Origin of the sequence: Pseudoroseicyclus aestuarii (assembly GCF_003217255.1) — a bacterium.
In the GTDB taxonomy this organism is placed as follows: Bacteria; Pseudomonadota; Alphaproteobacteria; order Rhodobacterales; family Rhodobacteraceae; genus Pseudoroseicyclus; species Pseudoroseicyclus aestuarii.
Genome location: NZ_QJTE01000001.1, coordinates 634,941 through 659,920, shown reverse-complemented (window position 1 = coordinate 659,920; position 24,980 = coordinate 634,941). Strand labels below are relative to the sequence as shown.

The following is a 24,980-nucleotide window of genomic DNA, read 5'->3' as shown; positions in this document are numbered from 1 at the left end:
GGCTCAACTATGCGTCGAAGAATGACCTCGGCAAGGCAGGCCCGGCGGCGCCGCGCGGAAGCGCCGCACCCGCACCCCGGCCCGCCCCGCCGGGGGCAGCCACATTTTGCACAAGTTTTAATCGAATTACGTAAGGGCAGCACCCCCCGCCCGGCTCTCGATGGCCCGAGGCACTGCAAAGGGTTGCCGCCGCAGTTTCGCCCCATATCATCAAAGTCATGACGCAGACGCAAAGCCAGAACGGCCAGAGCCAGTCGCAGAGCAGCGGCACATTCGACGAGATGTGGGGGCGGGACGAGAGCCTGCGCCGGCCCTATGAAGGGGTGGAGGGCTGGCTCTCGGGCGAAGACCCGGCCCGGCTGCGGCGCAAGCAGCGCGAGGCGGAGGACCTCTTCCGCCTGACCGGCATCACCTTCAACGTCTACGGGCGCGAAGAGGCCGCCGAGCGGCTGATCCCCTTCGACATCATCCCGCGCATCATCTCGGGCCGCGAATGGTCGCGCCTCTCGCGCGGGATCGAGCAGCGCGTGCGGGCGATCAACGCCTTCCTGCACGACATCTACCACCGGCAGGAGATCGTCCGCGCCGGCCGCCTGCCCGCCGAGATGATCGCCCGCAACGAGGCCTTCCTGCCCGAGATGATCGGGGTCGAGCCGCCGGGCGGCATCTATACCCATATCGTCGGCATCGACCTCGTGCGCACCGACGACGACGAGTTCTACGTGCTCGAGGACAATGCCCGCACCCCCTCGGGCGTCAGCTACATGCTCGAGAACCGCGAGACGATGCTGCACATGTTCCCCGAGCTTTTCATGAAGCAGCGGGTGCAGCCGGTCTCGGGCTACCCGTCGAAGCTGCACCGCTCTCTTTCGGCCTGCGCGCCGATGGTGACGGACGATCCGCCCGTGGTGGGCGTGCTGACGCCCGGCAGCTACAACTCGGCCTATTACGAGCACAGCTTCCTCGCCGACAAGATGGGCGTGGAGCTGGTCGAGGGGCACGACCTGCGCGTCGTCGACGGGCGCGTGGCGATGCGCACGACCCGCGGCTACCTGCCGATCGACGTGCTCTACCGCCGGATCGACGACGACTGGATCGACCCGCTGAACTTCCGCCGCGACAGCGCGCTGGGCGTGCCGGGGATCTTCGACGTCTATCGCTCGGGGCGGCTGACGCTGGCCAATGCGCCGGGCACCGGCATCGCCGACGACAAGGCGATCTACAGCTACATGCCCGAGATCGTCGAATTCTACACCGGCGAGAAGCCGATCCTGCAGAACGTGCCGACCTGGCGCTGCGGAGAGCCGGAGGCGCTGAAATACGTCCTCGACCAGCTGCCGGAGCTGGTGGTCAAGGAGGTGCACGGATCGGGCGGCTACGGCATGCTCGTCGGCCCAGCCGCCTCGCGCCGCGAGATCGCCGCCTTCCGCGAGAAGCTGATCGCCCGGCCCGAGAACTACATCGCCCAGCCGACGCTGGCGCTGTCGACCGTGCCGATCTTCACCAACAAGGGGCTGGCCCCGCGCCATGTCGATCTGCGCCCCTTCGTGCTGGTCAGCCCCGAGGGCGTGAGCATCACGCCGGGCGGCCTGACGCGCGTGGCGATGAAGAAAGGCAGCCTTGTGGTGAACTCCAGCCAGGGCGGCGGAACGAAAGACACCTGGGTGCTCGACGAATGACGATCCTCGGAAAGACCGCCGCGGGCCTGTTCTGGATGTCCCGCTACCTCGAACGCTCGGAAACCGGCGCTCGCCTCGTCGAGGTGGGGCAGCGCATGGCGCTGACCCGGTCCTCCTCGGACGATGAATGGGCCTCGGTGCTGAACACCGCCGGCGTCGGCGAAGGCTTTCAGGCCAAGTACGGCGAGGCTGTGACCCGCGACCTGGCCATCGACTGGATGCTGCGCGACCGCGACAACCCTTCTTCGGTTCTCGCCTCGATCGAGGCGGCGCGAACGAATGCCCGTGTCGTGCGCACCGCCCTGACTCGCGAGGTCTGGGAGGCGGTGAACGAAAGCTTCATGACGCTGAAGGCGGCGCTGGCCCGCAGGGTCGCCGACCGCGACCTATCAGAGGTGCTGGCCCTGATCCGCGCCCGCATCGCCTTCGTGCGCGGCGCGATGAACGGCACGATGATGCGGGACGACCGCTACAACTTCTGCCGCCTTGGCACTTTCGTCGAGCGGGCGGACAACACCGCCCGCATCCTCGACGTGAAGTATTACGTGCTCTTGCCCTCGGCCTCGGCGGTGGGCAGCAGCCTCGACACGGTGCAGTGGGAGACTATCCTGCGCTCCGTTTCGGCCGAGGGGTCCTATCGCCACACGATGGGGCAAAGGGTGCGGCCGCGGCTGGTGGCGCAGTTCCTGATCTTCGACCAGCGGATGCCGCGCAGCCTGATGTTCTGCGCCGAGATGCTCTGCGAGAACCTCGATCACTTGGCCGCCGATTACGGGCTGCGCGGGCCGGCGCATGATATCGCCGACGCCCTGCGGCAGCGGCTGAAATGCGCCTCGGTCGACAGCATCTTCGACGAGGGGCTGCACGACTTCCTGCAGGATTTCCAGACGCGCGTGGCCGCGTTGGGCCAGCAGACCGAAATGGATTACCGGTTCTCCCTATGACCACTTTGCGCATCCGCCACGAGACGACCTACAGCTTCGATGAACCCGTGCAATACGGGCTTCAGCAGCTGCGCCTGACGCCGAAATCCACCGGCGCCCAGACCGTGAAGCACTGGCGCACCGATATCACCGGCGGCGCCCGGCAGCTGTTCTTCGACGACGAGCACAACAACCGGGTCGAGTTGGTCGCGGTCGAGCCGGGCGTCGACCGCATCACCATCGTCTCCGAAGGCGAAGTCGGCATGAGCGACACCAGCGGCGTGCACGGCCCCCATGCCGGCTACGTGCCGCTGTGGCTGTTCGAGCGGACGACGCCCCTCACCCGGCCCGGCCCGCGCTGCCGCGCCCTCCTGCGCGAGGTCGATCCCGCCCTCGGCCCGCTGGAGAAACTGCACGCGCTGTCGCATGTCATCTCCGGCGCGGTCGAATACCTCGTCGGGACCAGCACCGCGACCTCCACCGCAGAGGATGCGGCCGTCGCGGGCAGCGGCGTGTGCCAGGACCATGCGCATATATTTTTGGCCTGTGCCCGCGCGGCAGGCATTCCGGCGCGCTACGTCTCGGGGTATCTGAAGATGGATGACCGGGATCAGCAGGAGGCGACGCATGCCTGGGTCGAGGGCCATGTCGAGGGATTGGGCTGGGTCGGCTTCGACGTGTCGAACGCCATCAGCCCCGACACGCGCTATGTCCGCGTCGCGACGGGGCTGGATTACCTCGGCGCTGCGCCGATCACCGGCTTCCGCTTCGGCGCGCCCGGCGAATCGCTGCACGTCGCGCTCGAGGTGCGGCAGGACTGATCCCGCAGGGCGCGCCCTATGACCTATTGCGTGGCGCTGAAGCTCGAGACCGGGCTGCTTTTCATGTCGGACACCCGCACCAATGCCGGGCTCGACAACATCTCGACCTATCGCAAGATGACGACATGGTCCGAGCCGGGTGAAAGCGCGATCACCCTGCTGGCGGCCGGCAACCTTGCCACGACACAGGCCGTCATCAGCCTGATCGACGAGCGGATGAAGGCGCCGGGGGACCGCAGCCCCTCGATCCTGGGCCTGCCGTCGATGTTCCAGATCGCCCGCGCGGTCGGAGAGATCCTGCGCGGCGAGATTGCCCGCTCTGCCGGCGAGGGGCAGAGCGCCGAGGCCTTTGGCGCCACGCTGATCCTTGGCGGACAGGTGCGCGGGTCGGAGCCGCGCCTCTTCATGATCTACCCCGAGGGGAACTTCATCGAGGCCGGCGCCGATACGCCCTGGTTCCAGTCGGGCGAGGTCAAATATGGCCGCCCGATCCTGGTCCGCGCCTTCGATCCGGCGATGAGTTTCGAGGCCGCGATGAAGCTGCTGATGGTCAGCTTCGATTCGACCATCAAGGCCAATCTCTCGGTCGGTCTGCCGCTGGACTACGCGCTCTATCCCGAAGGCAGCCTCACCGCGCCGCCGATCCGGCGGGTCGAGGTCGAGGATGCCGACTTCGCGCGGCTTTCCACCGGATGGGGCGATGCGCTGCGCGCCGCCTTCGACAGCCTGCCGGATGTGACGCTGGACGATTGATGCCGCGGCGCCGCGCGCTAGGGTGGCGGGCATGGAACGAAGCTACGCCATCGGCGACATTCACGGCCATCTGGACAAGCTGCGCGCGGCGCACGACCGGATCGCCGCCGACCGGGCGCGCTGCGGCGATGCCGCAGCCCCGGTCATCCACCTGGGCGACCTGACGGATCGCGGCCCCGAAAGCCGCGGCGTCATCGACTACCTGATCGAGGGGATTGCGCGGGGCGAGCCCTGGCTCGTGATCCGCGGCAACCATGACGAGACCTTCCTGCAGTTCGTCCTGGACCCCGCGCGCCCCAACCCCGTCCTGCCCGAGGACGAGACTTGGCTCAGCAAGGCCTGGGGCGGATCCGAGACGTTGCGCAGCTATGGCGTCACCGTGCCGCGGCTGGGCTGGTCGCGGCTGGACCTGCCCGCCCTTCACCGCGCGGCGCACGAGGCGGTGCCGCAGGCGCATGTCGACTTCCTGCGCGCCCGCCCCTACTGGCACCGGCGCGGCGATTGCGTCTTCGTCCATGCGGGTGTGCGGCGCGGAGTGGCGATCGAGGATCAGGATCCGAACGAGCTGATCTGGCTGCGCGAGCCCTTCCTCTCGGACCCGGAGCCTTTCCCCTGGCTTGTGGTGCACGGGCACACGGTCGTCGGCGATGATCCGGTGCACTTCGGCAACCGGCTCGCGCTGGACACCGGCGCCCCCTTCGGCGGGCCGCTGACCGCTGCCGTGATCGAGGGGCGCGAGGCCTGGCGCCTGACGGATCAGGGGCGCGAGGTCATCGCGCCCCCGGAGAGAAACGGCCCGCGCTTCAGTCGTTGATCTCGACGATCACCACGTCGCGCTCTGCCGCGCCCTTGGCGTAGCTCAGCGCCTCTTGGTACTCGGCACTGTCGTAGCAGGCCTGCGCCGCCTCGAGCGAGGCGAAGCGGATCACCACGTTTCGCGGGCTGTCCTGCCCCTCGAGCTGGACGTAACGCCCGCCGCGGGCGATGAAGCTGCCGCCATGAGCCTCGATCGCGCCGGTGGCGCGCTTGGCGTATTCGCCGTAGGCGGCATCGTCGCTGACGCGGCTATGGGCGATCCAGAGTGCTGCGGGCATGGGCCCCTCCCTTACAGGTTCTCGATGATGCTGGCGGCGGCGGCAAAGGCCGCCTCCGCGTTCTCGGCGCTGGCCGCGCCGCCCTGGGCCATGTCTGGCCGGCCGCCGCCGCCCTTGCCGCCCAGTTCGGCGACCGCGGCGCGCAGAAGATCCACCGCCGAAAGACGATCCTTCAGATCCTCGGTCACACCCGCCGCGACAGCCGCCTTGCCGCCGGTATCGGCGATCAGCAGCACGGCGCCGGTGCCGATCTGGCCCTTGATCTCGTCGATCAGGCCGGGAAGCTCCTTGCCGGTGACGCCGGGCAGGACCTGCGCCTGGAAGGCCAGGCCGTTGACCTGCCGCACCTCCGCCGCGCCGCCCTTGCCGCCGCCAAGCGCCAGCTCGCGGCGCAGCTGCGCGACCTCGTTGGTCAGGGCGCGGCGTTCTTCCGTCAGCGCCTTGACCCGGTCGAGCACATCGGCGGGCGCGGTCTTCAGCATCTGCGCGACGGCATCCAGCGACTCGGCCTTGCCGGCGAGGTGGCGCAGCGCGGCGCAGCCCGTCAGCGCCTCGATCCGGCGCACGCCGGAAGACGACGCGCTGTCACCAAGGATCACGAAGGGTCCGATCTCGCCAAGGCTGCGCACATGGGTGCCGCCGCAAAGCTCGACCGAGTAGACATCGCCCGAGCCGCCCTTCCCGGTGCCATCCATCCGGCCCATCGAGACCACGCGGACCTCGTCGCCGTATTTCTCGCCGAACAGCGCCTGTGCGCCGAGGGCCTTGGCATCGTCGGGGGCCATCAGCCGCGTCTCGACGCTGCCGTTCTGGCGGATGAGGTCGTTCACCTCTTCCTCGACGCGGGCCAGGTCCTCGCGGCTCAGCGCCTGCCCGTGGCTGAAGTCGAAACGCAGGCGGTCCGGCGCATTGAGCGAGCCACGCTGCGCGACATGGGCGCCAAGGGCGCGGCGCAGCGCCTCGTTCAGAAGGTGCGTGGCCGAGTGGTTGGCGCGGATGTCGCTGCGGCGCGCGTGATCGACGGTCAGCTCCGCGCCTTGCCCGCGCTCCACCTGGCCCTTCGTCACCGTGCCGATGTGCAGGTGCAGCCCGGCGATCTTGCGGGTGTCGCTGATGCGGATCATGCCGCTGTCGGTCGTCAGCGTGCCGGTGTCGCCGACCTGACCACCGCTTTCGCCGTAGAAGGGCGTCTGGTTCAGCACGACCTGGACCTCGTCGCCTTCCTGCGCGGTCTCGACCCGCTCGCCGCCCTTCAGCATCGCGAGGACCTGGCCATGCGCCTGCTCATCGTCGTAGCCGAGGAACTCGGTCGCGCCGTGGGTGTCTGCGATGTCGAAGTAGACGGCGGCATCGGCCTGCTCGCCCGAGCCGGCCCAGGCGGCGCGGGCCTTGGCCTTCTGCTCGGCCATGGCGGCATCGAAGCCGGCGGTATCGACGCTGCGGTCCATTTCGCGCAGGGCATCCTGCGTCAGATCCAGCGGGAAGCCGTAGGTATCATAGAGCTTGAAGGCCGCCTCGCCCGGCAGATTGGCCCCTTCGGGCAGCTGCGCGAGCTCTTCGTCCAGAAGGCGCAACCCGCGGTCCAGCGTCTGGCGGAACTTGGTCTCCTCGGCGCGCAGCGTCTCTTCGATCAGCGCGCGGGCCTCGCCCAGCTCGGGATAGGCCGCGCCCATCTCGCCGACCAGCGCCGGGACCAGCCGGTACATCAGCGGGTCCTGCGCGCCCAGAAGATGCGCGTGCCGCATCGCGCGGCGCATGATCCGGCGCAGCACGTAGCCGCGCCCCTCGTTGCCCGGCATGACGCCATCGGCGATCAGGAAGGAGGTCGAGCGCAGGTGATCGGCGACCACGCGATGATGCACCTTGCCCGGCCCGTCGGGGTCAGAGCTGGTGGCATGGGCCGAGGCCTCGATCAGGCTCCGCATCAGGTCGGTGTCGTAGTTGTCGTGCTTGCCCTGCAGCAGCGCGCCGATCCGCTCCAGCCCCATGCCGGTGTCGATCGAGGGCTGGTCGAGCGGGCGGCGCGTGCCGTCCTCGAACTGCTCGAACTGCATGAAGACGAGGTTCCAGATCTCGATGAAGCGGTCGCCGTCCTCTTCCGCCGATCCCGGCGGGCCGCCCCAGATGTGATCGCCGTGGTCGTAGAAGATCTCCGACGAGGGGCCGCAGGGCCCGGTCGGCCCCATCATCCAGAAGTTGTCGCTGCTGCCGTCGGGCTTGTCGGCGAGGCGGATGATCTTCTCGTCCGGCAGGCCGGCGATCTTCTTCCACAGCGCCGCGGCCTCGTCGTCGGTGTGGTAGACGGTGACGAGCAGCTTGTCCTTGTTCAGCCCCAGGTCCCGGGTCAGCAGGTCCCAGGCGTGGCTGATCGCCTGTTCCTTGAAGTAGTCCTGGAAGCTGAAGTTGCCGAGCATCTCGAAAAAGGTGTGATGCCGGGCGGTATAGCCGACATTGTCGAGATCGTTGTGCTTGCCGCCCGCGCGGACGCATTTCTGCGCCGTCGTCGCGCGGCTGTAGTCGCGCTTCTCGACGCCGGTGAAGACGTTCTTGAACTGCACCATGCCCGAATTGGCGAACATCAGCGTCGGATCGTTCCGCGGCACCAGCGGGCTGGAGGCGACGCGCGCATGCCCGTTGCGTTCGAAGTAGTCGAGGAAGGTCGATCGGATATCGGCGAGGCTGGTCATGGGGTCCTCAGGTCAGGCAACAGGCCGGGCAGTCCTAGCCCTGCCGCAGCAGGGCGTAAAGGGATCGCAGCGTCTCGCCCACGCAGATGACAAAGGGGCCGGGGCGTCACCGCCCCGGCCCCTGACGGACCGATCCGGACCGACGCCCGGACTATTCGTCCAGAACCTCGTCCTTGTCTTCCTCGGTCATGTGGAAATCGAGGCCGTGGGCCGCGCGGATCTTGTCCTCGATCTGCGAGGCGATATCGACGTTGTCCTTGAGGAACTGCTTGGCGTTCTCGCGCCCCTGCCCGATCCGCTGATCGCCATAGGAGAACCAGGAGCCGGATTTTTCGACCACCCCGGCCTTCACGCCCAGATCCAGCAACTCTCCGGTCTTGGAGATGCCCTCGCCGTACATGATGTCGAACTCGACCTGCTTGAAGGGCGGCGCGACCTTGTTCTTGACGACCTTGACGCGGGTGGCGTTGCCGACGACCTCGTCGCGGTCCTTGATCGCGCCAATCCGGCGGATGTCGAGACGGACGGAGGAATAGAACTTCAGCGCGTTGCCGCCCGTCGTCGTTTCGGGGCTGCCGAACATGACGCCGATCTTCATCCGGATCTGGTTGATGAAGACGACCATGCACTTGGAGCGGCTGATTGAGCCGGTCAGCTTGCGCATCGCCTGGCTCATCAGGCGGGCATGAACACCGACGGAGCTGTCGCCCATGTCGCCCTCGAGCTCGCTCTTGGGGGTCAGGGCGGCGACGCTGTCGACCACCACCATGCTGACCGCGCCGGAGCGCACAAGGGTATCGACGATCTCCAGCGCCTGCTCCCCGGTGTCGGGCTGCGAGATCAGCAGCTCGTCGAGGTTCACGCCCAGCTTCTTGGCATATTGCGGGTCGAGCGCGTGTTCGGCGTCGACGAAGGCGCAGACGCCGCCCTTCTTCTGCTCTTCGGCGACGGCATGCAGGGTCAGCGTCGTCTTGCCCGAGCTTTCGGGGCCGTAGATCTCGATGATCCGCCCTTTCGGCAGGCCGCCGATGCCGAGCGCGATGTCGAGGCCCAGAGAGCCGGTCGAGGTCGCCTCGATATCGGCCATCTGGTGCTCGCCGCCGAGCCGCATGATGGAGCCCTTGCCGAACTGCCGTTCGATCTGCGCAAGCGCCGAGTCGAGCGCCTTCTGCCGGTCCGCTGTCCGCTTGTCCGTCATCTGGAGAAGATCTGCCGTTGCCATGAAAATCGGCTCCTTATTCCACACCGCGGGCGGGGCGGCAATCGCTGCTTCGTTCGCCTCTTGTTCTCTGCACCGAGATATGAGGCCAAAAGGAGAACACTTCAAGTCCCTTTACGCGATCCAGCTTTCGACTACGGCAGTTAATGAAGCGTTTACGCCCGCAGACGAAAACGGGTCATGCTGATTTTCGTCAAGGAGCGCCTGGTCCTGCTCGCCGTGCCCAAGACCGGCACCACCGCGCTCGAGGCCGCGCTGGCGCCGCGGGCCGGGCTGGTGCTGCGCGATCCGCCGCAGATCAAGCATGCGCCGCTCTACCGCTATCGCCGGTTCGTCGAGCCCATGCTGCGGCAGGTCGGCGCCGAGGGGTTCGAGACGCTGGCCGTCCTGCGCGAGCCGGTGGATTGGCTGGGCAGCTGGTGGCGCTATCGCCGGCGGGCCGATCTCGCCGGCACGCCCGCCAGCACCGCCGATGTCGATTTTGCGCAATTCGTCTCGGACTATGCGCGCGCCAGGCCGCCGCCCCATGCCGGTGTCGGCAGTCAGGCCCGTTTCATCGCGGGCGCGGAGGGCATCGGCGTGACGCATCTGTTCCGCCACGACCGGATGCCCGAGCTCATGCGGTTTCTCGAAGACCGGCTAGGCCCGCTGCCGAAGCTGCAGCGGCTGAACGTCTCGCCCCCGATGCCGCTGGAACTGCCGCAGGGCGTTCTGGCGCGGCTGCATCGCCGCCGCCCGGAAGAATTCGAGGCCTGGCGTGCCGCCTGTCAGCCCGTGTCCTGATCCGCCTCGGGCGCACCAAGCGTCGCGACGAGATCTGCGGGAGCGCCGCGCTTGACCGCGCTGTCGCGCACGGCGCGGCGCAGCTTGCTGCTGCGGCGCAGGAGCCGCAGGAACCGCGCCTCGTCGAGCTGCAGCACGACGCCATGGGTCAACGCGCGCACGTCGGCCCGCCGCGGCGTCCGGCTGAGCAGCGCGAGCTGGCCGAACATCTCGCCGCGGCCAAGGCGGACCTTGTTGCCCGCCCGCTCGGCCTCGACCGCGCCGCTGGCGATGAAGCTGACCGAGGTCACCGCCTCGTCCCGCCGCTGCAGCACCTCTCCGGGGGCGACGAACCGGGTCACGACGGCCCGCGCGAGGCCGCGCCGCGAGGCGGGCGGCAGATCGGCGAAAAGCGGGAACTGCGCCACGAGATCGGCCTTCTGCAGCGCGAGATCCAGCGGCGGCCGCTCTTCCGCGGCGCCGCGGCGCCGGTCGAGCGCGCCGCTGAGCGTGGCGTGCAGCTCGGGGCCGATCAGCCCGTCGCCCAGCAGCAGGTCGTATTCCCGTTCCTCGATCCGCAGCGCGGTGCGGCGCAGGAACCGCCGCTCAAGCTCCTCGGCGTAACCCGGAAATTGCAGGCGCAGACCGGCGAGGGCGCGCGCGATCTCTTCGGAGCGGCGTTCAAGCAGCTCGCGCAGTAGCTCTGCCACGCGGCGGCCATGGATGCGGCGGATGCGCGATTCGATGAACTCGGGCAGCGCGGTCAGGATCAGCTGCTGCGTCAGCAGGCTTTCGAAGCGGTCGGCGGCGGCGCGGGCCAGCGGGCGCGACAGCCGGGCGCGGGTGTGCAGCAGGGCGGCAAGACCATAGGCGCCGCCCTGCCCCAGGCTGCGGCGGGCGGCACGGTTGTAGCCCAGCCGCCCGCCGCTGCGCGCGCCCTCGATCAGCCGGTCGCTATTGGCGAGGGCGCGTTCGGCCATGCGCGCCGAGATCGCCCTTTCGCGGAACAGGTAGAGCACGCGGTCGCGTTCCGCCCCGGCCAGCGCGATCAGCCCCAGCGTGATGCGGTCGCGGGCGTGGATATCTTCGCCCTCTTCCGCCGCCGCCAGCGCCCGGTCGAGCCGGGCAGCGAATTCCTTGGCCTCGGGGCGCACCACCTCGCGCGCAAGGCCGTAGGCCTCGGCCCGGCGCGAGACCTCCTCGCGCACGCCCTGCAGCGCGACGGCGACGACCTGCCGGGCCAGCGCGGCGTCCAGCGGCGAGAGCTTCTCGAGCCCCAGCCAGCGGATCAGCGGCCGCAGCGAGGGACCCTGCACCATCAGGGTGAACAGGGTGAAGCCGGTGGCGAGGATGCCCGTCATCCGCCGCACGTCTGGCGGCACGCGCAGGGATTCGGTCACCGCCAGCGCCAGCGCCAGCGTCACGGCGCCGCGCAGGCCGCCCCAGAGGATCGCGACGCGGTAGCTGGGCTGCACCGCCGGCGAGAGGCGCAGCGCCGCGAGCGCCGGCAGCACGCCCCAGAGCATCAGGGCCCGCGCCGCGATGGCCGCTCCCGCCACCACCGCCACGAGGCCGAGGTCGGACCAGCGCACGCCGTCCAGAAGGCGCGGGATCAGCAGCGCGGCGAGCAGGAAGATGAAGGCCCCGGCCCAATGCGCGAGGAGGTCCCAGACCTCGCGCAGCGCGGTCCAGGCCGCTGGCGACAGGCGCCCCGGCGCCGAAAGGTTCACCGCCAGCCCCGCCGCCACCACGGCGATGACGCCCGAAGCGCCCAGCACCTGCTCGGCCAGCACGTAGGAGAGGTAGGGCAGCGCCACCGAGACCGAGATCTGCGCCAGCAGGAACCGCCCCAGCCGCGCCATCAGCCACAGCCCCGCCTGCCCGGCCAGCCAGCCGACAAGGGCGCCGCCGCCCAACAGCACCGGGAACTTCGCCAGCGCCGCCCCGATCTGCGGATCGGGGACGCCGCGCATGACGAAGCCCATGAAAAGCCCGAAGAGCGCGATGGCGGCGGCGTCGTTCAGCAGGCTCTCGCCCTCGATGATCCGCGCAAGGCGGCGCGGCGCGGCGAGGTTGCGGAAGATGCCGACGACGGCCGAAGGATCGGTGGTCGAGACGATGGCCCCGATCAGCAGGCAGGCGGTCAGCGGCAGCACGCCCGTGGCATAGAGCGCGCCGCCGACGGCCAGCGTGGCGACGATCACCGCGACCACCGCCAGCACCATGACCGGCACCCAGTCGTCCAGCATCCGCCGCAGGTTCACCCCCAGCGTCACCTGGAACAGCAGCGTCGGAAGGAAGAGGTAGAGGAACACGCCCGAGCGGATCGGCAGCCCCAAAATCGCCTCGGCGACCGGGTTCAGCGCATCGGTGATCTGCGTCGTCAGCAGGAACACCGCGCCGATGCCCACCGCGATGCCGAACCCCGCGAGCAGCACGGTGAAAGGCAGTCGCAGCTTGGCCGCCAGGGGCTCGCCCAGGCCGATCAGCAGGAAGAATGTCGCGAGGATCGCGACGGCGATGACGATATCCATGGCCCGCTGATACTAGGCAATTCCGGCCGGCGGAACAGGTCAGAGCGGGCCGCGGGTTCACCGAGGCGTCAGCGCTCCCCTCCCCTGAAACGAAAAACGGCGCCCGAAGGCGCCGTATCGTCCCGCGAAGGGGAGGAAATGCTTACTGCGCTTCTTTGATGAAGCGGACGGCATCGCCGAAGGTCTGGATGGTCTCGGCGGCATCGTCGGGGATCTCGATCCCGAACTCTTCCTCGAAGGCCATGACCAGTTCCACGGTGTCGAGGCTGTCGGCGCCCAGATCGTCGATGAAGGAGGCGTTCTCGGTCACCTTCTCTTCTTCGACACCCAGGTGCTCCACCACGATCTTGCGCACGCGATCGGCGACGTCGCTCATCTCATTTCCTCACGTTCTTTTCGGCCCGGGGGGCCTGTTCTGCCTGCCCCGTCAGGGGCGATGATCGGCCCCCGTACGGGTGCCGGACCGGACGCCATCCCAAGGGACGGCCCGGCAAATCCTGCCGTCGTTTACCAGAGATTGCGGGCAGCGCAAACGCTTTCGCGCAGCCGGCGGATCGGCGCCGGAATGATGGCGCGGCGGGCCGTCGAATGGACACGGAGCTGCCGCGAGGGGGACACTGCACCGCCCACGCGCCTGTGCCATGCTCTGACCTGTTACTTAAATTGTAGATGAGTCGACGATGTTTTCAGCAGTTTCGCACAGCGGCCTTGCCTTTCTGGCCGCCGCCCCGGGCCGGGCTTGCCTTGCCCTCGCGACCACCGCCGCCCTGATGGCCGCCTGGATCGGCCTGCCGCGCCTCGCTCAGGTCGCCGTCGCCCTGCACAAAAGCGGCCAAAACGACGAGGGCGAGGACTGGTTGTCCTACGGCCCCGCCGACGAGGACCGGGGCCGCGGCGGCCAGGACTGACCGCCCCGCAGGCACTGAAAAGGGCGCCCGGAGGCGCCCCTTGATCCGTTTGCCCTCGGCGTGCCGGGGGTCAAAGCATCGCCATGCCGCCGTTCACGTGCAGCACGGTGCCGGTGACGTAGGCGGCCTCGGAGCTGGCGAGGTAAAGCGCGGCGGCCGCGATCTCCTCGGGGGCGCCCATGCGGCCCATCGGCACCTGGCCGAGGATGCCGGACTTCTGGTCGTCCGTCAGCTTGTCGGTCATCGCCGTGGCGACGAAGCCCGGCGCGATGCAGTTCACCGTGATGCCGCGGCTCGCCACCTCATGCGCGAGGCTCTTGGAAAAGCCGACGAGCCCGGCCTTGGAGGCGGCGTAGTTCGCCTGCCCCGGGTTGCCCGTCGCGCCGACGATGGAGCCGACGTTGACGATCCGGCCCCAGCGCGCCTTCATCATGCCGCGCATGGCGCCCTTGCACAGGCGCATGGTGGCGGTGAGATTCACGTCCAGAACCGTCTGCCAGTCCTCGTCGCTCATCCGCATCATCAGGTTGTCGCGGGTGATGCCGGCATTGTTCATCAGCACGTCGAGCGATCCCATCGCCTCGGCCGCCTGCTTGGGCAGCGCGGTCACGGCCTCTGCATCCGAGAGGTTGCAGGGCAGGACATGGGTCCGCTCGCCAAGGCTGGCGGCCAGCTCCTCGAGCGGGCCGGTGCGGGTGCCCGAAAGCGCGACCGTGGCGCCGGCCTCGTGCAGGCTGCGCGCGATGGCGGCGCCGATGCCGCCCGAGGCCCCCGTCACGAGCGCCGATTTTCCCGTCAGGTCGAACATGCCGTCCCCTTCTCGTTGCGTTGGCGCAGGGTTTAGCAGCCCGCCGCGCGGCGGGCCAGCGGCCTAGGCCTTCAGGCTGGCGGCGGCCTCGGCCACTTCGTCCGGGGTGCCGATGCTGCGCGTCTCGCTGCCCTTGGCGATGCGGCGGATCATGCCGGTCAGGGCCTTGCCGGCGCCGATCTCCCAGAACTCCGTCACGCCGGCGGTGGCCATCGCCTCGACGCTCTCGCGCCAGCGCACGGCGCCGGTGACCTGGTCGACCAGCAGGCCGCGGATCGTGTCGGGATCGGTGACCGGAGCTGCGGTGACATTCGCGATCAGCGGCACGGCGGGCGCGTTCAGGGCGATATCGGCCAGCGCGGCGCGCATCGCCTCGGCGGCGGGCTGCATCAGTGCCGAGTGGAAGGGCGCGCTGACGGGCAGCATCAACGCCCGCTTCGCGCCCCACTCCTTGGCGAGGGCGGCGGCCCGCTCCACCGCGCCCTTGTGGCCCGAGATCACGACCTGCGAGGGATCGTTGTCATTCGCGGCCTGACAGACCTCGCCCTCGGCGGCATCCGCCGCGAGCTGGCGCACTGCCGCGAGATCGAGGCCGAGCACTGCGGCCATGGCCCCCTCGCCCACCGGCACGGCGGCCTGCATCGCCTCGCCGCGCAGGCGCAGCAGCCGGGCGGTATCGGCCAGCGTCAGCGCGCCGGCGGCGCAGAGCGCGGAGTATTCGCCCAGCGAATGGCCGGCAACGTAGCTGGCGGCCTCAATATCCACGCCCTCGGCTTCGAGCGCGCGCATCGCGGCGATCGAGGTCGCCATGAGCGCCGGCTGGGCGTTGCGGGTCAGAGTCAGCGTCTCGATATCGCCGTCGAAGACCAGCTGGCTCAGGCTCTCGCCCAGGGCCTCGTCGACCTCGTCCCAGACGGCCTTGGCGGCCGGGTAGGCCTGGCTCAGCGCCTGCCCCATGCCGATGGTCTGGGAGCCCTGCCCCGGAAACACGAATGCGCGCATCTGATCCCTCCTGCGTTCGGGAGCGGCAGATAGCGCGCCGGGCCGGAACGCTCAAGCGCCTGGGCGGCGCCCCGCCCAGAGCGCGCGGTCCATCTCGAGCCGCAGGCGCAGCGGCTCGAGCCGGAGGGTCGGGCCGCGCAGGATCTCGACCGCCGTGCCGCCGCGCGGCATCAGCATCAAGGCGCTGCGCGCGCCGCCAGAGCCCGCGACCGGGCGCAGGGTGAAGGCGCAAAGATCGGAGAGCCGCAGCGTCACGATCACCAGGGGCCGGCCGGCGCGGCGGCGCAGCAGGACCCGCGCCTGCCGCTTGCGGCGATCCATCTGCAACTCGCGCGGGCCATCGGCATTGGCCAGCACGAAGAACTGCCAGGCCAGCGCGGCACAAGCCAGCGAGGCGCCCAGCTTCAGCACCAGGGGCGCGGGATCGAGGCCGAGGGGCCCGAGCAGCCAGACCCCCAGCGCGATATCGGTCAGCACAACGCCCACCGCCCAGGCCGCGAGGCTGCGCGCGCTGAGCCGCAGCGGACGCGCCGCGCGGTCCTTGATGGCATAGCCCCAGGGGGCAGCATCGACACCGGGCAGACGCCCGAACAGGCGCGGCTCTAAACCGGTTAACTGGGTACCGACGTCGGGGAACGAAGTCATCGTGGCCCTCATCAGTTGCTGTTACACTATGGTTAACGCTGACCTCCGATCCGGGCAGCAATGCGACGAAGGAATGGTCAAACTATACGCGCCGGCCCCTGCGGCGATTGGTTTCAGGCAGGCCGGGGATCGGGCGCCCTTGCATCCCGGCGCGCGATCCGTATAAGGCGCCATCCTTCCGCGTGACCGCTTGATGCGCAGCCTCTCGTGGACGGGGTGCGGAAGGCTCACCCCCCGTCCTTTGAAATGCGCCAGATTATGATTGGAGTGAGCATGCCGCTGTACGAGCATGTCTTCATCGCGCGCCAGGATCTGTCCGGCTCGCAGGCAGAAGGGCTCGTCGAGCACTTCTCCACCGTCCTCGCCGACAATGGCGGCAAGGTGCTCGAGAACGAGTACTGGGGCGTCAAGACGATGGCCTACAAGATCAACAAGAACCGCAAGGGGCACTATGCCTACCTGCGCACCGACGCCCCCGCGCCGGCCGTGCAGGAGATGGAGCGCCTGATGCGCCTGCACGACGACGTCATGCGCGTGCTGACGATCAAGGTCGACGCGCACGAGGAAGGCCCGTCCATCCAGATGCAGAAGCGCGACGAGCGCGACAGCCGCCGCGAGCGCCGGTAAGCAAGGGAGATCACAGCCATGGCCACCAGACCGTTTTTCCGTCGCCGCAAGACCGATCCCTTCGAGGGCGAGAACGCCCCGAAGATCGACTACAAGGACACCCGTACGCTGCAGCGCTACGTGTCCGAGCGCGGCAAGATCGTGCCCAGCCGTATCACCGCCGTCGGCGCCAAGAACCAGCGCAAGCTCGCCCGTGCGATCAAGCGCGCCCGGTTCCTGGCCCTTCTGCCCTACGCCGTGAAGTAAGGGGGCCGTCATGGACGTCATTCTACTGGAACGCGTCGCGAAGCTCGGCCAGATGGGCGAGATCGTGAAAGTCAAAGAGGGCTTCGCCCGCAACTTCCTCCTGCCGCAAGGCAAGGCGATGCGCGCGAACGAGGCCAACAAGGCCCGCTTCGAAGAGCAGAAGGCCCAGCTCGAGGCCCGCAACCTCGAGACCAAGAAAGAGGCCGAGGCCTTCGGCGAGAAGCTCGACGGGCAGCAGTTCATCGTGATCCGCTCCGCCTCCGACAGCGGCGCGCTCTACGGCTCGGTCACCACCCGCGACGCCGCGGACGTGATCACTGCCGAGGGCTTCAGCGTCGACCGCAAGCAGGTCCAGCTGTCGCCGATCAAGGAACTCGGCCTGCACCGCGTCACCATCGTTCTGCACCCCGAGGTCGAGGCCACGGTCGAGCTGAACGTGGCGCGCAGCCCCGAGGAAGCCGAGCTTCAGGCTTCGGGCAAATCGATCCAGGAGCTGGCCGCCGAAGAGGAAGCCGCTGCCGAGTTCGAGATTCAGGGCCTGTTCGACGAGATCGGTGCCGCCGGTCGCGACGACGATGACGACGATCGTCCGCGCGAGCAGCAGGACGATGCCGACACCCAGGACGAGCAGTCCTGATCGCCGCGGCCTGACCCTCAGGCCGACGCGAGCATGGGCCGGCCCGGCGACGGGCCGGCCCTTTTCATTTCAGGCGCCCGCGCGGCAGGCCCGCGCCGGCGAAAGACACGGACCCAAAGACATGACCGTCGAGATTCGCACCATTCCCCTCCCCAAGACCGAGCCGCACGAGGCGGTGGCCCGGATCCTCGGCTCGCTCACCAGTCATGCCGAGGCGGCGGGGCAGAATTTCCGCTACGAAGAGGCGGTGCTGGAGGCCTGGGATGGCGAGACCTATCTCGGCGGTCTGCACGCGCGCTTCATGGTCGACTGGGTCTTCGTGAGCCTTCTGGCCACCACGGAAGACGCGCGCGGCCAGAAGGTCGGCTCGCAGCTGATCGAGGAGATCGAGCGCCTGGCCCGCGAGGGGGGCAAGATCGGCGTCTGGCTCGATACGCTGTCGTTCCAAGCGCCCGGCTTCTACGCCAAGCAGGGCTATACCGAGTTCGGCCGAATCCCCGACTACCCCAAGGGCGAGACGCATCATTTCTTTGCCAAGCGGCTGGACGGGCGCCCGCTGGAGGACGGTCTTTCGGGCTGAACCCAGCGCAGTATGGGGGCCAGCCCCCGCTCGCCTGCGGCTCGCCCCCCGGGATATTTGGAAAGAGAAGACAAGGGGCGCCGGGTCTGGCGCCCCTTTGCTGTTTCAGGGGCTCAGGCGTTGCCGCCCTGACGCTCCAGCATCCAGCCGGGGTATTCGGGGGGCAGCTTGCTCGCCTCGTCCAGCACCGAGAGTTCTTCGTCGGTGAAGGCGATGTCGGTGGCGCCGATGTTGTCGGTCAGCTGCTCGAGGCGCGTGGCGCCGACGATAACGCTGGTTACCGCCTGCTGGTGCAGCAGCCAGGCCAGCGCCAGCTGCGCCACGCTGGCACCCTTGCCCTCGGCCATCTCGCGCAGGCGGCGCACAACGCCGTCGGCGCGGTCCTTGTCCAGCGGCGGGAAGTCGAAATTCGCGCGCCGCCCCTCGGAGCCGTCCTGATCGGTGTACTTGCCGGCGAGATAGCCGCCCGCAAGCGGGCTCCAGACCAGCAGGCCCAGCCCCTCGGAGCGGATCGCCGGGATCACCTCGCGTTCGAGATCGCGCCCGGCCAGCGTGTAGTAGGACTGCACCGAGCGCAGGGGCGCGGTGCCGCGCCGCTCGGCGAGGCCCTGCGCCTTGGCGATCTGCCAGCCGGTCCAGTTCGACACGCCGGCGTAGCGCACGTGGCCGTGCTTCACGAGGATGTCGAGCGCCTCCATCTGCTCGTCCATCGGCGTCTCGGCGTCGAAGCCGTGCAGCTGGTAGAGGTCGATGTGATCGGTGCCGAGCCGCTTGAGCGAGGCCTTGCAGGCGTCGATGATATGCCCGCGGCTGGCACCGCGCCCGTTCGGGCCGTCGTGCACCGGGCCGAAGCCCTTGCTGGCGACGACCACCTCATTACGCGGCAGGCCGGTGTCGCGCAGGGCCTGGCCCAGCATCTCCTCGGAGCGGCCCTCGGAATAGACGTCGGCGGTGTCGAAGAAGTTGATGCCGGCGTCGAAGGCCGTCTTGACCATCTCGTTGGCGCCGGACTGGTCGAGCTTGCCGATCTGGCTCCACATCTCGCCCTGCCCGTGGAATGTCATCGTGCCGAGGCAAAGCTCGGAGACCTTGAGGCCGGAGCGGCCCAGGGTTCTGTATCGCATGTCGTGTCCTTTCGGAAATCGGGGCGACCGCAGCATGGCGGCCCGCCCGCAGGACCGATCTAGGCCGCAGCGGACGTCGAGCAATGCCCAGTTTCGCGGCGCTGCCGCGCCGGCACCCGCGTCCCCAAGGCCTTGGGTCATTGCGCTGTGACGAAAGGCGCCTAACCTACGCCGGACATCAGGCAAACCGGGGACCCATCATGGCGCTGATCATCAACCGCAGAGGCTTTCTGGCCGGGGGAACGGCCATGTTCGCCCTGCACCCCTTCTCCGTGAAGGCGCAGGCCGGGCAGGCCCACCTGCGGATCATGGAAACGACGGACATCCACGTCCACGTCTATCCCTACGACTATTACGCTGACCGGGCGGTCGATACCCACGGGATGGCGCGGACCGCCGCGCTGATCGAGGACGTGCGCAGCGAGGCCACCAACGCGCTGCTCTTCGACAACGGCGATTTCCTGCAGGGCAACCCGCTGGGCGATTACATCGCCTACGAGCGCGGCATGGAAGAGGGCCAGATGCACCCCGTGGTCACCGCGATGAACACCGTGGGGATCGAGGCCGGCACGCTGGGGAACCACGAGTTCAACTACGGGCTGGAGTTCCTGCAGCATGCCATCGCCGGGGCGAACTTCCCGATCGTCTGCGCCAACGTCGCGACCCGCACCGGCGCCACGCCGGATCAGGACGAGACGCTGGTGCCGCCCTATACCATCGTCGAGCGCGAGATCACCGATGGCGCCGGCGAGACGCATCCGATCCGCATCGGCGTGATCGGCTTCGTGCCGCCGCAGATCATGCAGTGGGACGCCAAGCACCTCGAGGGGCGTGTCGAGGCGCGCGACATCCTCGAGGCGGCAGAGGCCTGGGTGCCGGTGCTGCGCGGCGAGGGCGTCGATCTTGTCGTGGCGCTCTGCCACTCGGGCATCGGCGCTGCCGAGCACGAGCCGATGATGGAGAATGCCGCCGTGCCGCTGGCGGGGCTCGAGGGGATCGACGTGATCCTGACCGGCCACAGCCATCTCGTCTTCCCCGGCCCCGACTACGAAGGCTGGGACGGCCTCGATGCGACCGCCGGCACCATCCAGGGCAAGCCCGGCGTCATGGCCGGCTTCTGGGGCAGCCACATGGGCCTGATCGACCTGATGCTTGAGCGCGAGGGCGAGGGCTGGCGTGTCGTCGGCAGCGAGGTCGAGGCGCGCCCGATCTACCTGCGCGACGAGGAAGGCGATGTCTCGGCCACGGTCGAGAGCGACGAGGCCGTGCTGGAGAGCATCGCGGCCGAGCACGAGGCGACGCTGGACTACGTCCGCCGCGCCGTCGGCAAGACCGATGCGCCGCTTTACAGCTACTTCGCCTTGGTCGCGGACGATCCCTCGGTGCAGATCGTCTCGAACGCGCAGACCTGGTACATCGAGCAGATGCTGCGCGACACGCAGTATGCCGACCTGCCCCTCCTCTCGGCGGCGGCCCCCTTCAAGGCCGGCGGCCGCGGCGGGCCGGAGTATTACACCGACGTGCCGGTGGGCGACGTGGCGATCCGCAACGTGGCGGATCTCTACCTCTATCCCAACACGGTGCGGGCGGTGAAGGTGACCGGCGCCCAGCTCAAGGACTGGCTCGAACGCTCTGCCGGGATGTTCAACCAGATCACCCCGGGCGAAGAGGATCAGGTCCTGCTGAACCCCGACTTCCCCAGCTACAACTTCGATGTCATCGACGGGGTCACCTACCAGATCGACCTGAGCCAGCCGATGAAGTTCGACCGCGAGGGCAATGTCATCAACGAGGGCACGAACCGGATCGTGAACCTCCAGTTCGAGGGCGCGCCCGTCGATCCCGAGCAGGAGTTCGTGATCGCCACCAACAACTACCGCGCCAGCGGCGGCGGCAGCTTCCCCGGGGCCGATGGCTCGACCATCATCTTCGAGGGGCCGGACACCAACCGCGACGTGATCGTCCGCTACATCGTCGACCAAGGCACGATCAGCCCCTCGGCCGACGGCAACTGGGGCTTCGCGCCGATGGACGGCACCACCGTCCTCTTCGACAGCGGCCCAGCGGCCGCGGCCTATGTCGATGCGGTCGAGGGGGTCGAGATCTCCACCGCCGGCGAGGGGCCTGACGGCTTCGCCCGCTTCGTGATCCGGCTCTAAGCCAGGCCCAGGGGGGGCGCCGCCAAGGGACCGGCGGCGCCCCCTTTCGCTCACCGGCGGCAGCCGCGGACTGCCGCCGCCGATTCTCGCGCCTTCCCTCGGGTCGCCCGCCGCCGTTTCCGTAAGGAAAGCTGCGGAAGAAAATGTCTCGAATCGGCCCTATCCGGCTCTGACGTTTCGTCAGAAAATCCGTGACGCCGCGTCACTGTCATGCCCATAATCTGTTTCCTTGTATGCTCTGCCTCGAGGCTTCAGGTGGCGCCATCTCACAACAAGATGGCCACCGAGGGCACACGACAGACATGACCGAACAGACCATGACGATCCGCGAGATGTGCGATGCCTATGACGTCACGCCGCGAACCCTGCGCTTCTACGAGGCGAAGGAACTGCTCTTCCCGATCCGTCAGGGCACCCGCCGCCTGTTCACCAAGCGCGACCGGGCCCGGCTGACGCTGATCCTGCGCGGCAAGCGCTTCGGCTTCAGCCTCGAGGAGATCCGCCAGCTCCTCGACCTTTACGACACGGACGGCCCCGCCGTGCAGCTGGAGCGCACGCGCGAGGTTGCCCAGACCCACCTCGCCGAGATGCAGGCGCAGCGCGCCCAGCTCGACAAGGCCATCGCCGATCTGGAGGAGCAGATCGCCCAGGGAGGCCGCAGCCTCGCAACCATGAGGGCCGGCGCCTCCGAAGCGGCGTGACCCTCGCATCATAACCGTCCAGGGAGGACCGAGATGCCTGACTACCGCGCACCCCTGAAGGACATGCAGTTCGTGCTGCATGACTTCCTCAGCATCTCGGACCAGGACATCCCTGGCTACAGCGATCTTGATCGCGATTTCACGGCCGGCGTGCTCGAAGCCGCCGGCCGCCTTGCCTCGGACGTGCTCGCGCCGCTGAACGCGGTCGGCGACACGCAGGGCTGCCGCATCGAGAACGGGGTCGTGCGCACCCCCGACGGCTTCAAGGAGGCCTTCGACCGCATCCGCGACGACGGCTGGACCGCCATCGACTGCGCCGAGGAATGGGGCGGCCAGGGCCTGCCCTACATCATGCATACCGCGGCCAACGAGCCGATGGTCAGCGCCAACATGGCGCTGAACATGTACCAGGGCCTGACCCACGGCGCCTATTCGGCCCTCGCCATCCACGGGACCGATGCGCAGAAGGCGCTGTATCTGCCCAAGCTTGCCTCCTGCGAATGGACCGGCACGATGAACCTGACGGAGCCGCATTGCGGCACCGACCTCGGCCTCATGCGCACCAAGGCCGAGCCGCAGGGCGACGGCAGCTACGCCATCACCGGGCAGAAGATCTTCATCTCCTCGGGCGATCACGACATGGCGGACAACATCGTCCACCTCGTGCTGGCCAAGATCCCCGGCGGGCCCGAGGGCACCAAGGGCATCTCGCTCTTCGTGGTGCCGAAGATCCTGCCGACCGAGGATGGCGGCCTCGGCGATCGCAACCCGCTCTCCTGCGGCAAGCTCGAGGAGAAGATGGGCATCCACGGCAATGCCACCTGCGTGATGAACTTCGACGGCGCCAAGGGCTGGCTCGTCGGGGAAGAGCACAAGGGCATGCGCGCCATGTTCACCATGATGAACGAGGCGCGGCTGGGCGTCGGCATGCAGGGCTGGGCCACCGCCGAGGCGGCCTACCAGGCCGCCCTCGCCTATGCCCAGGACCGCCTGCAGGGCCGCGACGTGACCGGGGCGAAGGCGCCCGAGTCCCCCGCCGATCCGATCATCGTGCATCCCGACATCCGCCGCGCGCTGATGGACCAGAAAAGCTTCCTCGAAGGCGCGCGCGCGCTGACCTACTGGGGCGCGATGCTGCTCGACCGCGGCCATCGCAAGGGCGACGCGGAGGCCGAGGCGCTGGTCTCGCTGCTGATCCCGGTGATCAAGGGCTTCCTCACCGACAAGGGCTTCGAAGGCGCGGTGCAGGCGCAGCAGGTCTACGGCGGCCATGGCTACATCGAAGAGCACGGCATGTCGCAGTTCGCCCGCGACGCGCGCATCGCGATGATCTACGAGGGCGCCAACGGCATCCAGGCCCTCGACCTCGTGGGCCGCAAGCTGGCGCTGCACGGCGGCAAGCCGCTGATGGGCCTGATGGAGCGGATCAAGGCCGTCGCCACCGCCCCTGAGGAGGACGAGGCCTTCCGCAAGACGATCCTCGACCCGCTCAAATCGGCCTCCAAGGATCTGCAGTCGGCGGCGATGCTTTTCATGCAGCAGGGGATGAAGACCCCCAATGTCGCCCTCGCCGGAAGCTACGACTTCATGCACCTGATGGGGCACGTGCTGCTGGGCTACAGCTGGGCGCAGATGGCCCATGCCGCCCGCCGCGCCCTGGCCGAGGGCCGCGACGTGACGTTCCACGAGACGAAGCTGGCGACGGCGCGCTACTACATGGCCAGGCAACTGCCGGCGACGAAGATGCACCTCACGCGCATCGAAAGCGGGGCAGAGCCGGTCATGGCGCTGGAGGCCGCCAACTTCTGAGGCCATCCGCGCCCGGCGCCGCAGGGGAGGCGGCGCCGGACACAGGGGGCGCAGGCCGATCAGGCCGCGCGAGGAGGAGGAGAGACCGATGCCGCAGGACCCGCACCCGTCTCGCGCCACCAGAGGCCAAGGCCGCTTGCGGCGGACCGGGCGTGGCGCTTGCATGGGGCGCCCCGGCCCGGCCGCCCTGCGGGACCCGGCCCTTCCCATTGGGGATCGGGCACAATATCCCGCTCTCCGCCAGGCACCTCACAGCTCTGCTGCTCAGGCAACTTGTCCACGCGCAGCGAGCGAGCTTCGACCCTCTCCCGCGACCGGACGCCCGGCGGCCTGCGCCGGCCACGTCGCCCTCGTCCTCGCCTGCGCACTCGCTGCGGGCCGGGCATGAGTATTTTTAGAAACATGAAACACGCAGGACGCGACCCCGCCCCGGCCGGAGTCTCCAGGAGCAGGGCCGGGGCGGAGCTTCACGTTTCACGGTCATCGGCGCTCCCGCCTGTACCGTGCGACCGAGGCTGCGGCCACGAGGTTAAGGATAGATTGATGCCCCCGTCCCTTCATGTTTCCCGAAATACTCCGGGGGTCCGGGGGCTGGCCCCCGGCGCTCTCCGCCGGCGCCGCGCAGGAGGTCGCCCATGACCGCCCAGCTGACCTGCTTCGGCGAAAGCGGCAATGCCTACAAGGCGGCGCTGACGATGCAGCTTTCGGACTACGCCTGGGAGGCGGTGCCGATCGACTTCTTTCGCGGCGCCGGCCGCAGCGCCGACTTCCTTGCGTTGAACGAAATGGGAGAGGTCCCGGTCCTCGTCGACGGCGATGTCACCCTCAGCCAGTCCTGCGTGATCCAGCTCCATGTCGCCGAGCGGACCGGCAAGCTGCTGGCAGAGGACCGCGCCGAGATGCTGCGCTGGATGTTCTGGGACGCGCACAAGGGCTCCTCACAGCAGGGCACCCTGCGCTTCCAGATGAATTTCCTGCCCGAGGAAAAGCGCAGCGCCGAGGTCATCGCCTTCCTGACCGGACGCGTCCAGGCCGCCCTTGCCACGCTCGACCGCCATCTCGAGGCGCGCGACTGGATCACCGGGGATGTTCCCAGCCTCGCCGACACGGCCTGCTGCGGCTATCTCTACTACCCCGAACCCTTCGGCTTCGATGCCGGGAGCTATCCCGCCATCGCCGCCTGGCTGGACCGCATCGCCGCCCTGCCCGGCTGGCGCCACCCCTACGACCTGATGCCCCGCGCCCTGCCCGGCGCGGCCTGA

The 24,980-nt window shown here is 68.7% G+C and carries 24 protein-coding genes; 15 read left to right on the top strand and 9 right to left on the bottom strand.

Features of this window, described 5'->3' with window-relative positions; all coding sequences use genetic code 11:
- Positions 1-218: 218 nt before the first annotated feature.
- The 5 genes from DFP88_RS03100 to DFP88_RS03080 are packed head-to-tail and all read left to right on the top strand — an operon-like array spanning position 219 to position 4,990.
- Positions 219-1,679, top strand: coding sequence for a circularly permuted type 2 ATP-grasp protein (locus DFP88_RS03100; protein WP_110812960.1), 1,461 nt, complete (start codon positions 219-221; stop codon positions 1,677-1,679).
- Between the two features lie 2 nt (positions 1,680-1,681).
- Positions 1,682-2,623 (top strand): alpha-E domain-containing protein, encoded by a 942-nt coding sequence (locus DFP88_RS03095; protein ID WP_110813302.1) that lies wholly within the window; start codon positions 1,682-1,684, stop codon positions 2,621-2,623.
- On the top strand, positions 2,620-3,423 hold the full coding sequence (locus DFP88_RS03090) for a transglutaminase family protein (protein ID WP_110812959.1): 804 nt from the start codon (positions 2,620-2,622) through the stop codon (positions 3,421-3,423). The genes DFP88_RS03095 and DFP88_RS03090 overlap by 4 nt, the downstream gene beginning before the upstream one ends.
- Positions 3,424-3,441: 18 nt before the next feature.
- Positions 3,442-4,176 (top strand): proteasome-type protease, encoded by a 735-nt coding sequence (locus tag DFP88_RS03085; RefSeq protein WP_110812958.1) that lies wholly within the window; start codon positions 3,442-3,444, stop codon positions 4,174-4,176.
- Between the two features lie 31 nt (positions 4,177-4,207).
- Positions 4,208-4,990, top strand: coding sequence for a metallophosphoesterase (locus DFP88_RS03080; RefSeq protein WP_110812957.1), 783 nt, complete (start codon positions 4,208-4,210; stop codon positions 4,988-4,990).
- Here DFP88_RS03080 and DFP88_RS03075 read toward each other — a convergent pair.
- From DFP88_RS03075 to recA, 3 genes are all read right to left on the bottom strand, one after another.
- A complete protein-coding gene (locus DFP88_RS03075) occupies positions 4,980-5,270 on the bottom strand; it encodes a DUF1330 domain-containing protein (RefSeq protein ID WP_110812956.1) in 291 nt (96 codons plus the stop codon). The two genes, DFP88_RS03080 and DFP88_RS03075, sit on opposite strands and share 11 nt — an antisense overlap.
- Positions 5,271-5,281: 11 nt before the next feature.
- The gene (gene alaS, locus DFP88_RS03070; RefSeq protein WP_110812955.1) at positions 5,282-7,957 is read right to left on the bottom strand and encodes an alanine--tRNA ligase; all 2,676 of its coding nucleotides are present in this window, start codon (positions 7,955-7,957) and stop codon (positions 5,282-5,284) included.
- A gap of 151 nt (positions 7,958-8,108) precedes the next feature.
- Positions 8,109-9,179, bottom strand: a complete 1,071-nt coding sequence (recA, locus tag DFP88_RS03065; RefSeq protein ID WP_110812954.1) for a recombinase RecA — start codon at positions 9,177-9,179, stop codon at positions 8,109-8,111.
- A gap of 177 nt (positions 9,180-9,356) precedes the next feature.
- Here recA and DFP88_RS03060 point away from each other — a divergent pair, with 177 nt between their 5' ends.
- Positions 9,357-9,959: a gamma-glutamyl kinase gene (locus DFP88_RS03060; protein WP_110812953.1), complete on the top strand. Its 603-nt coding sequence runs from the start codon at positions 9,357-9,359 to the stop codon at positions 9,957-9,959.
- Here DFP88_RS03060 and DFP88_RS03055 read toward each other — a convergent pair.
- The gene (locus tag DFP88_RS03055) at positions 9,944-12,472 is read right to left on the bottom strand and encodes a cation:proton antiporter (protein WP_110812952.1); all 2,529 of its coding nucleotides are present in this window, start codon (positions 12,470-12,472) and stop codon (positions 9,944-9,946) included. The genes DFP88_RS03060 and DFP88_RS03055 overlap by 16 nt on opposite strands.
- A 142-nt stretch (positions 12,473-12,614) precedes the next feature.
- Positions 12,615-12,848 (bottom strand): acyl carrier protein, encoded by a 234-nt coding sequence (locus tag DFP88_RS03050; protein ID WP_110812951.1) that lies wholly within the window; start codon positions 12,846-12,848, stop codon positions 12,615-12,617.
- Between the two features lie 304 nt (positions 12,849-13,152).
- On the opposite strand from DFP88_RS03050, the gene DFP88_RS03045 reads away from it, so the two are divergent.
- Positions 13,153-13,380, top strand: a complete 228-nt coding sequence (locus DFP88_RS03045) for a hypothetical protein (RefSeq protein WP_110812950.1) — start codon at positions 13,153-13,155, stop codon at positions 13,378-13,380.
- Between the two features lie 70 nt (positions 13,381-13,450).
- Here DFP88_RS03045 and fabG read toward each other — a convergent pair whose 3' ends face one another.
- The 3 genes from fabG to DFP88_RS03030 form a co-directional block, all read right to left on the bottom strand.
- Complete coding sequence (gene fabG, locus DFP88_RS03040; protein ID WP_110812949.1) at positions 13,451-14,188, bottom strand: 3-oxoacyl-[acyl-carrier-protein] reductase; 738 nt, start codon at positions 14,186-14,188, stop codon at positions 13,451-13,453.
- A gap of 63 nt (positions 14,189-14,251) precedes the next feature.
- Positions 14,252-15,190 (bottom strand): ACP S-malonyltransferase, encoded by a 939-nt coding sequence (gene fabD, locus DFP88_RS03035; RefSeq protein WP_110812948.1) that lies wholly within the window; start codon positions 15,188-15,190, stop codon positions 14,252-14,254.
- 51 nt (positions 15,191-15,241) lie between these two features.
- Positions 15,242-15,835 (bottom strand): hypothetical protein, encoded by a 594-nt coding sequence (locus DFP88_RS03030; protein WP_110812947.1) that lies wholly within the window; start codon positions 15,833-15,835, stop codon positions 15,242-15,244.
- A 273-nt stretch (positions 15,836-16,108) separates the two neighbouring features.
- Between DFP88_RS03030 and rpsF the strand changes: the two genes are divergently transcribed.
- The 4 genes from rpsF (at position 16,109) to DFP88_RS03010 (ending at position 17,925) form a co-directional block, all read left to right on the top strand.
- Complete coding sequence (gene rpsF, locus DFP88_RS03025) at positions 16,109-16,462, top strand: 30S ribosomal protein S6 (RefSeq protein WP_110812946.1); 354 nt, start codon at positions 16,109-16,111, stop codon at positions 16,460-16,462.
- Between the two features lie 18 nt (positions 16,463-16,480).
- The gene (rpsR, locus tag DFP88_RS03020) at positions 16,481-16,708 is read left to right on the top strand and encodes a 30S ribosomal protein S18 (RefSeq protein ID WP_110812945.1); all 228 of its coding nucleotides are present in this window, start codon (positions 16,481-16,483) and stop codon (positions 16,706-16,708) included.
- Between the two features lie 10 nt (positions 16,709-16,718).
- A complete protein-coding gene (rplI, locus tag DFP88_RS03015) occupies positions 16,719-17,345 on the top strand; it encodes a 50S ribosomal protein L9 (protein WP_110812944.1) in 627 nt (208 codons plus the stop codon).
- Between the two features lie 121 nt (positions 17,346-17,466).
- Positions 17,467-17,925 (top strand): GNAT family N-acetyltransferase, encoded by a 459-nt coding sequence (locus tag DFP88_RS03010; protein WP_181418542.1) that lies wholly within the window; start codon positions 17,467-17,469, stop codon positions 17,923-17,925.
- Positions 17,926-18,038: 113 nt separating this feature from the next.
- Here DFP88_RS03010 and DFP88_RS03005 read toward each other — a convergent pair whose 3' ends face one another.
- Positions 18,039-19,049, bottom strand: coding sequence for an aldo/keto reductase (locus DFP88_RS03005; RefSeq protein WP_110812942.1), 1,011 nt, complete (start codon positions 19,047-19,049; stop codon positions 18,039-18,041).
- Between the two features lie 200 nt (positions 19,050-19,249).
- On the opposite strand from DFP88_RS03005, the gene DFP88_RS03000 reads away from it, so the two are divergent.
- The 4 genes from DFP88_RS03000 (at position 19,250) to DFP88_RS02985 (ending at position 24,980) form a co-directional block, all read left to right on the top strand.
- On the top strand, positions 19,250-21,208 hold the full coding sequence (locus DFP88_RS03000; RefSeq protein WP_110812941.1) for a bifunctional 2',3'-cyclic-nucleotide 2'-phosphodiesterase/3'-nucleotidase: 1,959 nt from the start codon (positions 19,250-19,252) through the stop codon (positions 21,206-21,208).
- A gap of 302 nt (positions 21,209-21,510) precedes the next feature.
- Positions 21,511-21,909 carry a MerR family transcriptional regulator gene (locus tag DFP88_RS02995; protein ID WP_110812940.1) on the top strand — a complete coding sequence of 133 codons (399 nt, stop codon included), beginning with the start codon at positions 21,511-21,513 and terminating at the stop codon, positions 21,907-21,909.
- A 33-nt stretch (positions 21,910-21,942) separates the two neighbouring features.
- On the top strand, positions 21,943-23,718 hold the full coding sequence (locus DFP88_RS02990) for an acyl-CoA dehydrogenase C-terminal domain-containing protein (RefSeq protein WP_110812939.1): 1,776 nt from the start codon (positions 21,943-21,945) through the stop codon (positions 23,716-23,718).
- Between the two features lie 635 nt (positions 23,719-24,353).
- Positions 24,354-24,980, top strand: coding sequence for a glutathione S-transferase family protein (locus tag DFP88_RS02985; RefSeq protein WP_110812938.1), 627 nt, complete (start codon positions 24,354-24,356; stop codon positions 24,978-24,980).

Bases quoted from the DNA above. Each gene is read 5' to 3' on its own strand.
- DFP88_RS03050 (WP_110812951.1), bottom strand. From the start codon at position 12,848: ATGAGCGACGTCGCCGATCGCGTGCGCAAGATCGTGGTGGAGCACCTG.
- rplI (WP_110812944.1), top strand. From the start codon at position 16,719: ATGGACGTCATTCTACTGGAACGCGTCGCGAAGCTCGGCCAGATGGGC.
- DFP88_RS03030 (WP_110812947.1), bottom strand. From the start codon at position 15,835: ATGACTTCGTTCCCCGACGTCGGTACCCAGTTAACCGGTTTAGAGCCG.
- DFP88_RS02990 (WP_110812939.1), top strand. From the start codon at position 21,943: ATGCCTGACTACCGCGCACCCCTGAAGGACATGCAGTTCGTGCTGCAT.
- DFP88_RS03045 (WP_110812950.1), top strand. From the start codon at position 13,153: ATGTTTTCAGCAGTTTCGCACAGCGGCCTTGCCTTTCTGGCCGCCGCC.
- fabG (WP_110812949.1), bottom strand. From the start codon at position 14,188: ATGTTCGACCTGACGGGAAAATCGGCGCTCGTGACGGGGGCCTCGGGC.
- recA (WP_110812954.1), bottom strand. From the start codon at position 9,179: ATGGCAACGGCAGATCTTCTCCAGATGACGGACAAGCGGACAGCGGAC.
- fabD (WP_110812948.1), bottom strand. From the start codon at position 15,190: ATGCGCGCATTCGTGTTTCCGGGGCAGGGCTCCCAGACCATCGGCATG.
- DFP88_RS03005 (WP_110812942.1), bottom strand. From the start codon at position 19,049: ATGCGATACAGAACCCTGGGCCGCTCCGGCCTCAAGGTCTCCGAGCTT.
- rpsR (WP_110812945.1), top strand. From the start codon at position 16,481: ATGGCCACCAGACCGTTTTTCCGTCGCCGCAAGACCGATCCCTTCGAG.
- DFP88_RS03080 (WP_110812957.1), top strand. From the start codon at position 4,208: ATGGAACGAAGCTACGCCATCGGCGACATTCACGGCCATCTGGACAAG.
- DFP88_RS02985 (WP_110812938.1), top strand. From the start codon at position 24,354: ATGACCGCCCAGCTGACCTGCTTCGGCGAAAGCGGCAATGCCTACAAG.
- alaS (WP_110812955.1), bottom strand. From the start codon at position 7,957: ATGACCAGCCTCGCCGATATCCGATCGACCTTCCTCGACTACTTCGAA.
- DFP88_RS03100 (WP_110812960.1), top strand. From the start codon at position 219: ATGACGCAGACGCAAAGCCAGAACGGCCAGAGCCAGTCGCAGAGCAGC.
- DFP88_RS03000 (WP_110812941.1), top strand. From the start codon at position 19,250: ATGGCGCTGATCATCAACCGCAGAGGCTTTCTGGCCGGGGGAACGGCC.
- DFP88_RS03055 (WP_110812952.1), bottom strand. From the start codon at position 12,472: ATGGATATCGTCATCGCCGTCGCGATCCTCGCGACATTCTTCCTGCTG.
- DFP88_RS03010 (WP_181418542.1), top strand. From the start codon at position 17,467: ATGACCGTCGAGATTCGCACCATTCCCCTCCCCAAGACCGAGCCGCAC.
- rpsF (WP_110812946.1), top strand. From the start codon at position 16,109: ATGCCGCTGTACGAGCATGTCTTCATCGCGCGCCAGGATCTGTCCGGC.
- DFP88_RS03060 (WP_110812953.1), top strand. From the start codon at position 9,357: ATGCTGATTTTCGTCAAGGAGCGCCTGGTCCTGCTCGCCGTGCCCAAG.
- DFP88_RS03075 (WP_110812956.1), bottom strand. From the start codon at position 5,270: ATGCCCGCAGCACTCTGGATCGCCCATAGCCGCGTCAGCGACGATGCC.
- DFP88_RS02995 (WP_110812940.1), top strand. From the start codon at position 21,511: ATGACCGAACAGACCATGACGATCCGCGAGATGTGCGATGCCTATGAC.
- DFP88_RS03085 (WP_110812958.1), top strand. From the start codon at position 3,442: ATGACCTATTGCGTGGCGCTGAAGCTCGAGACCGGGCTGCTTTTCATG.
- DFP88_RS03090 (WP_110812959.1), top strand. From the start codon at position 2,620: ATGACCACTTTGCGCATCCGCCACGAGACGACCTACAGCTTCGATGAA.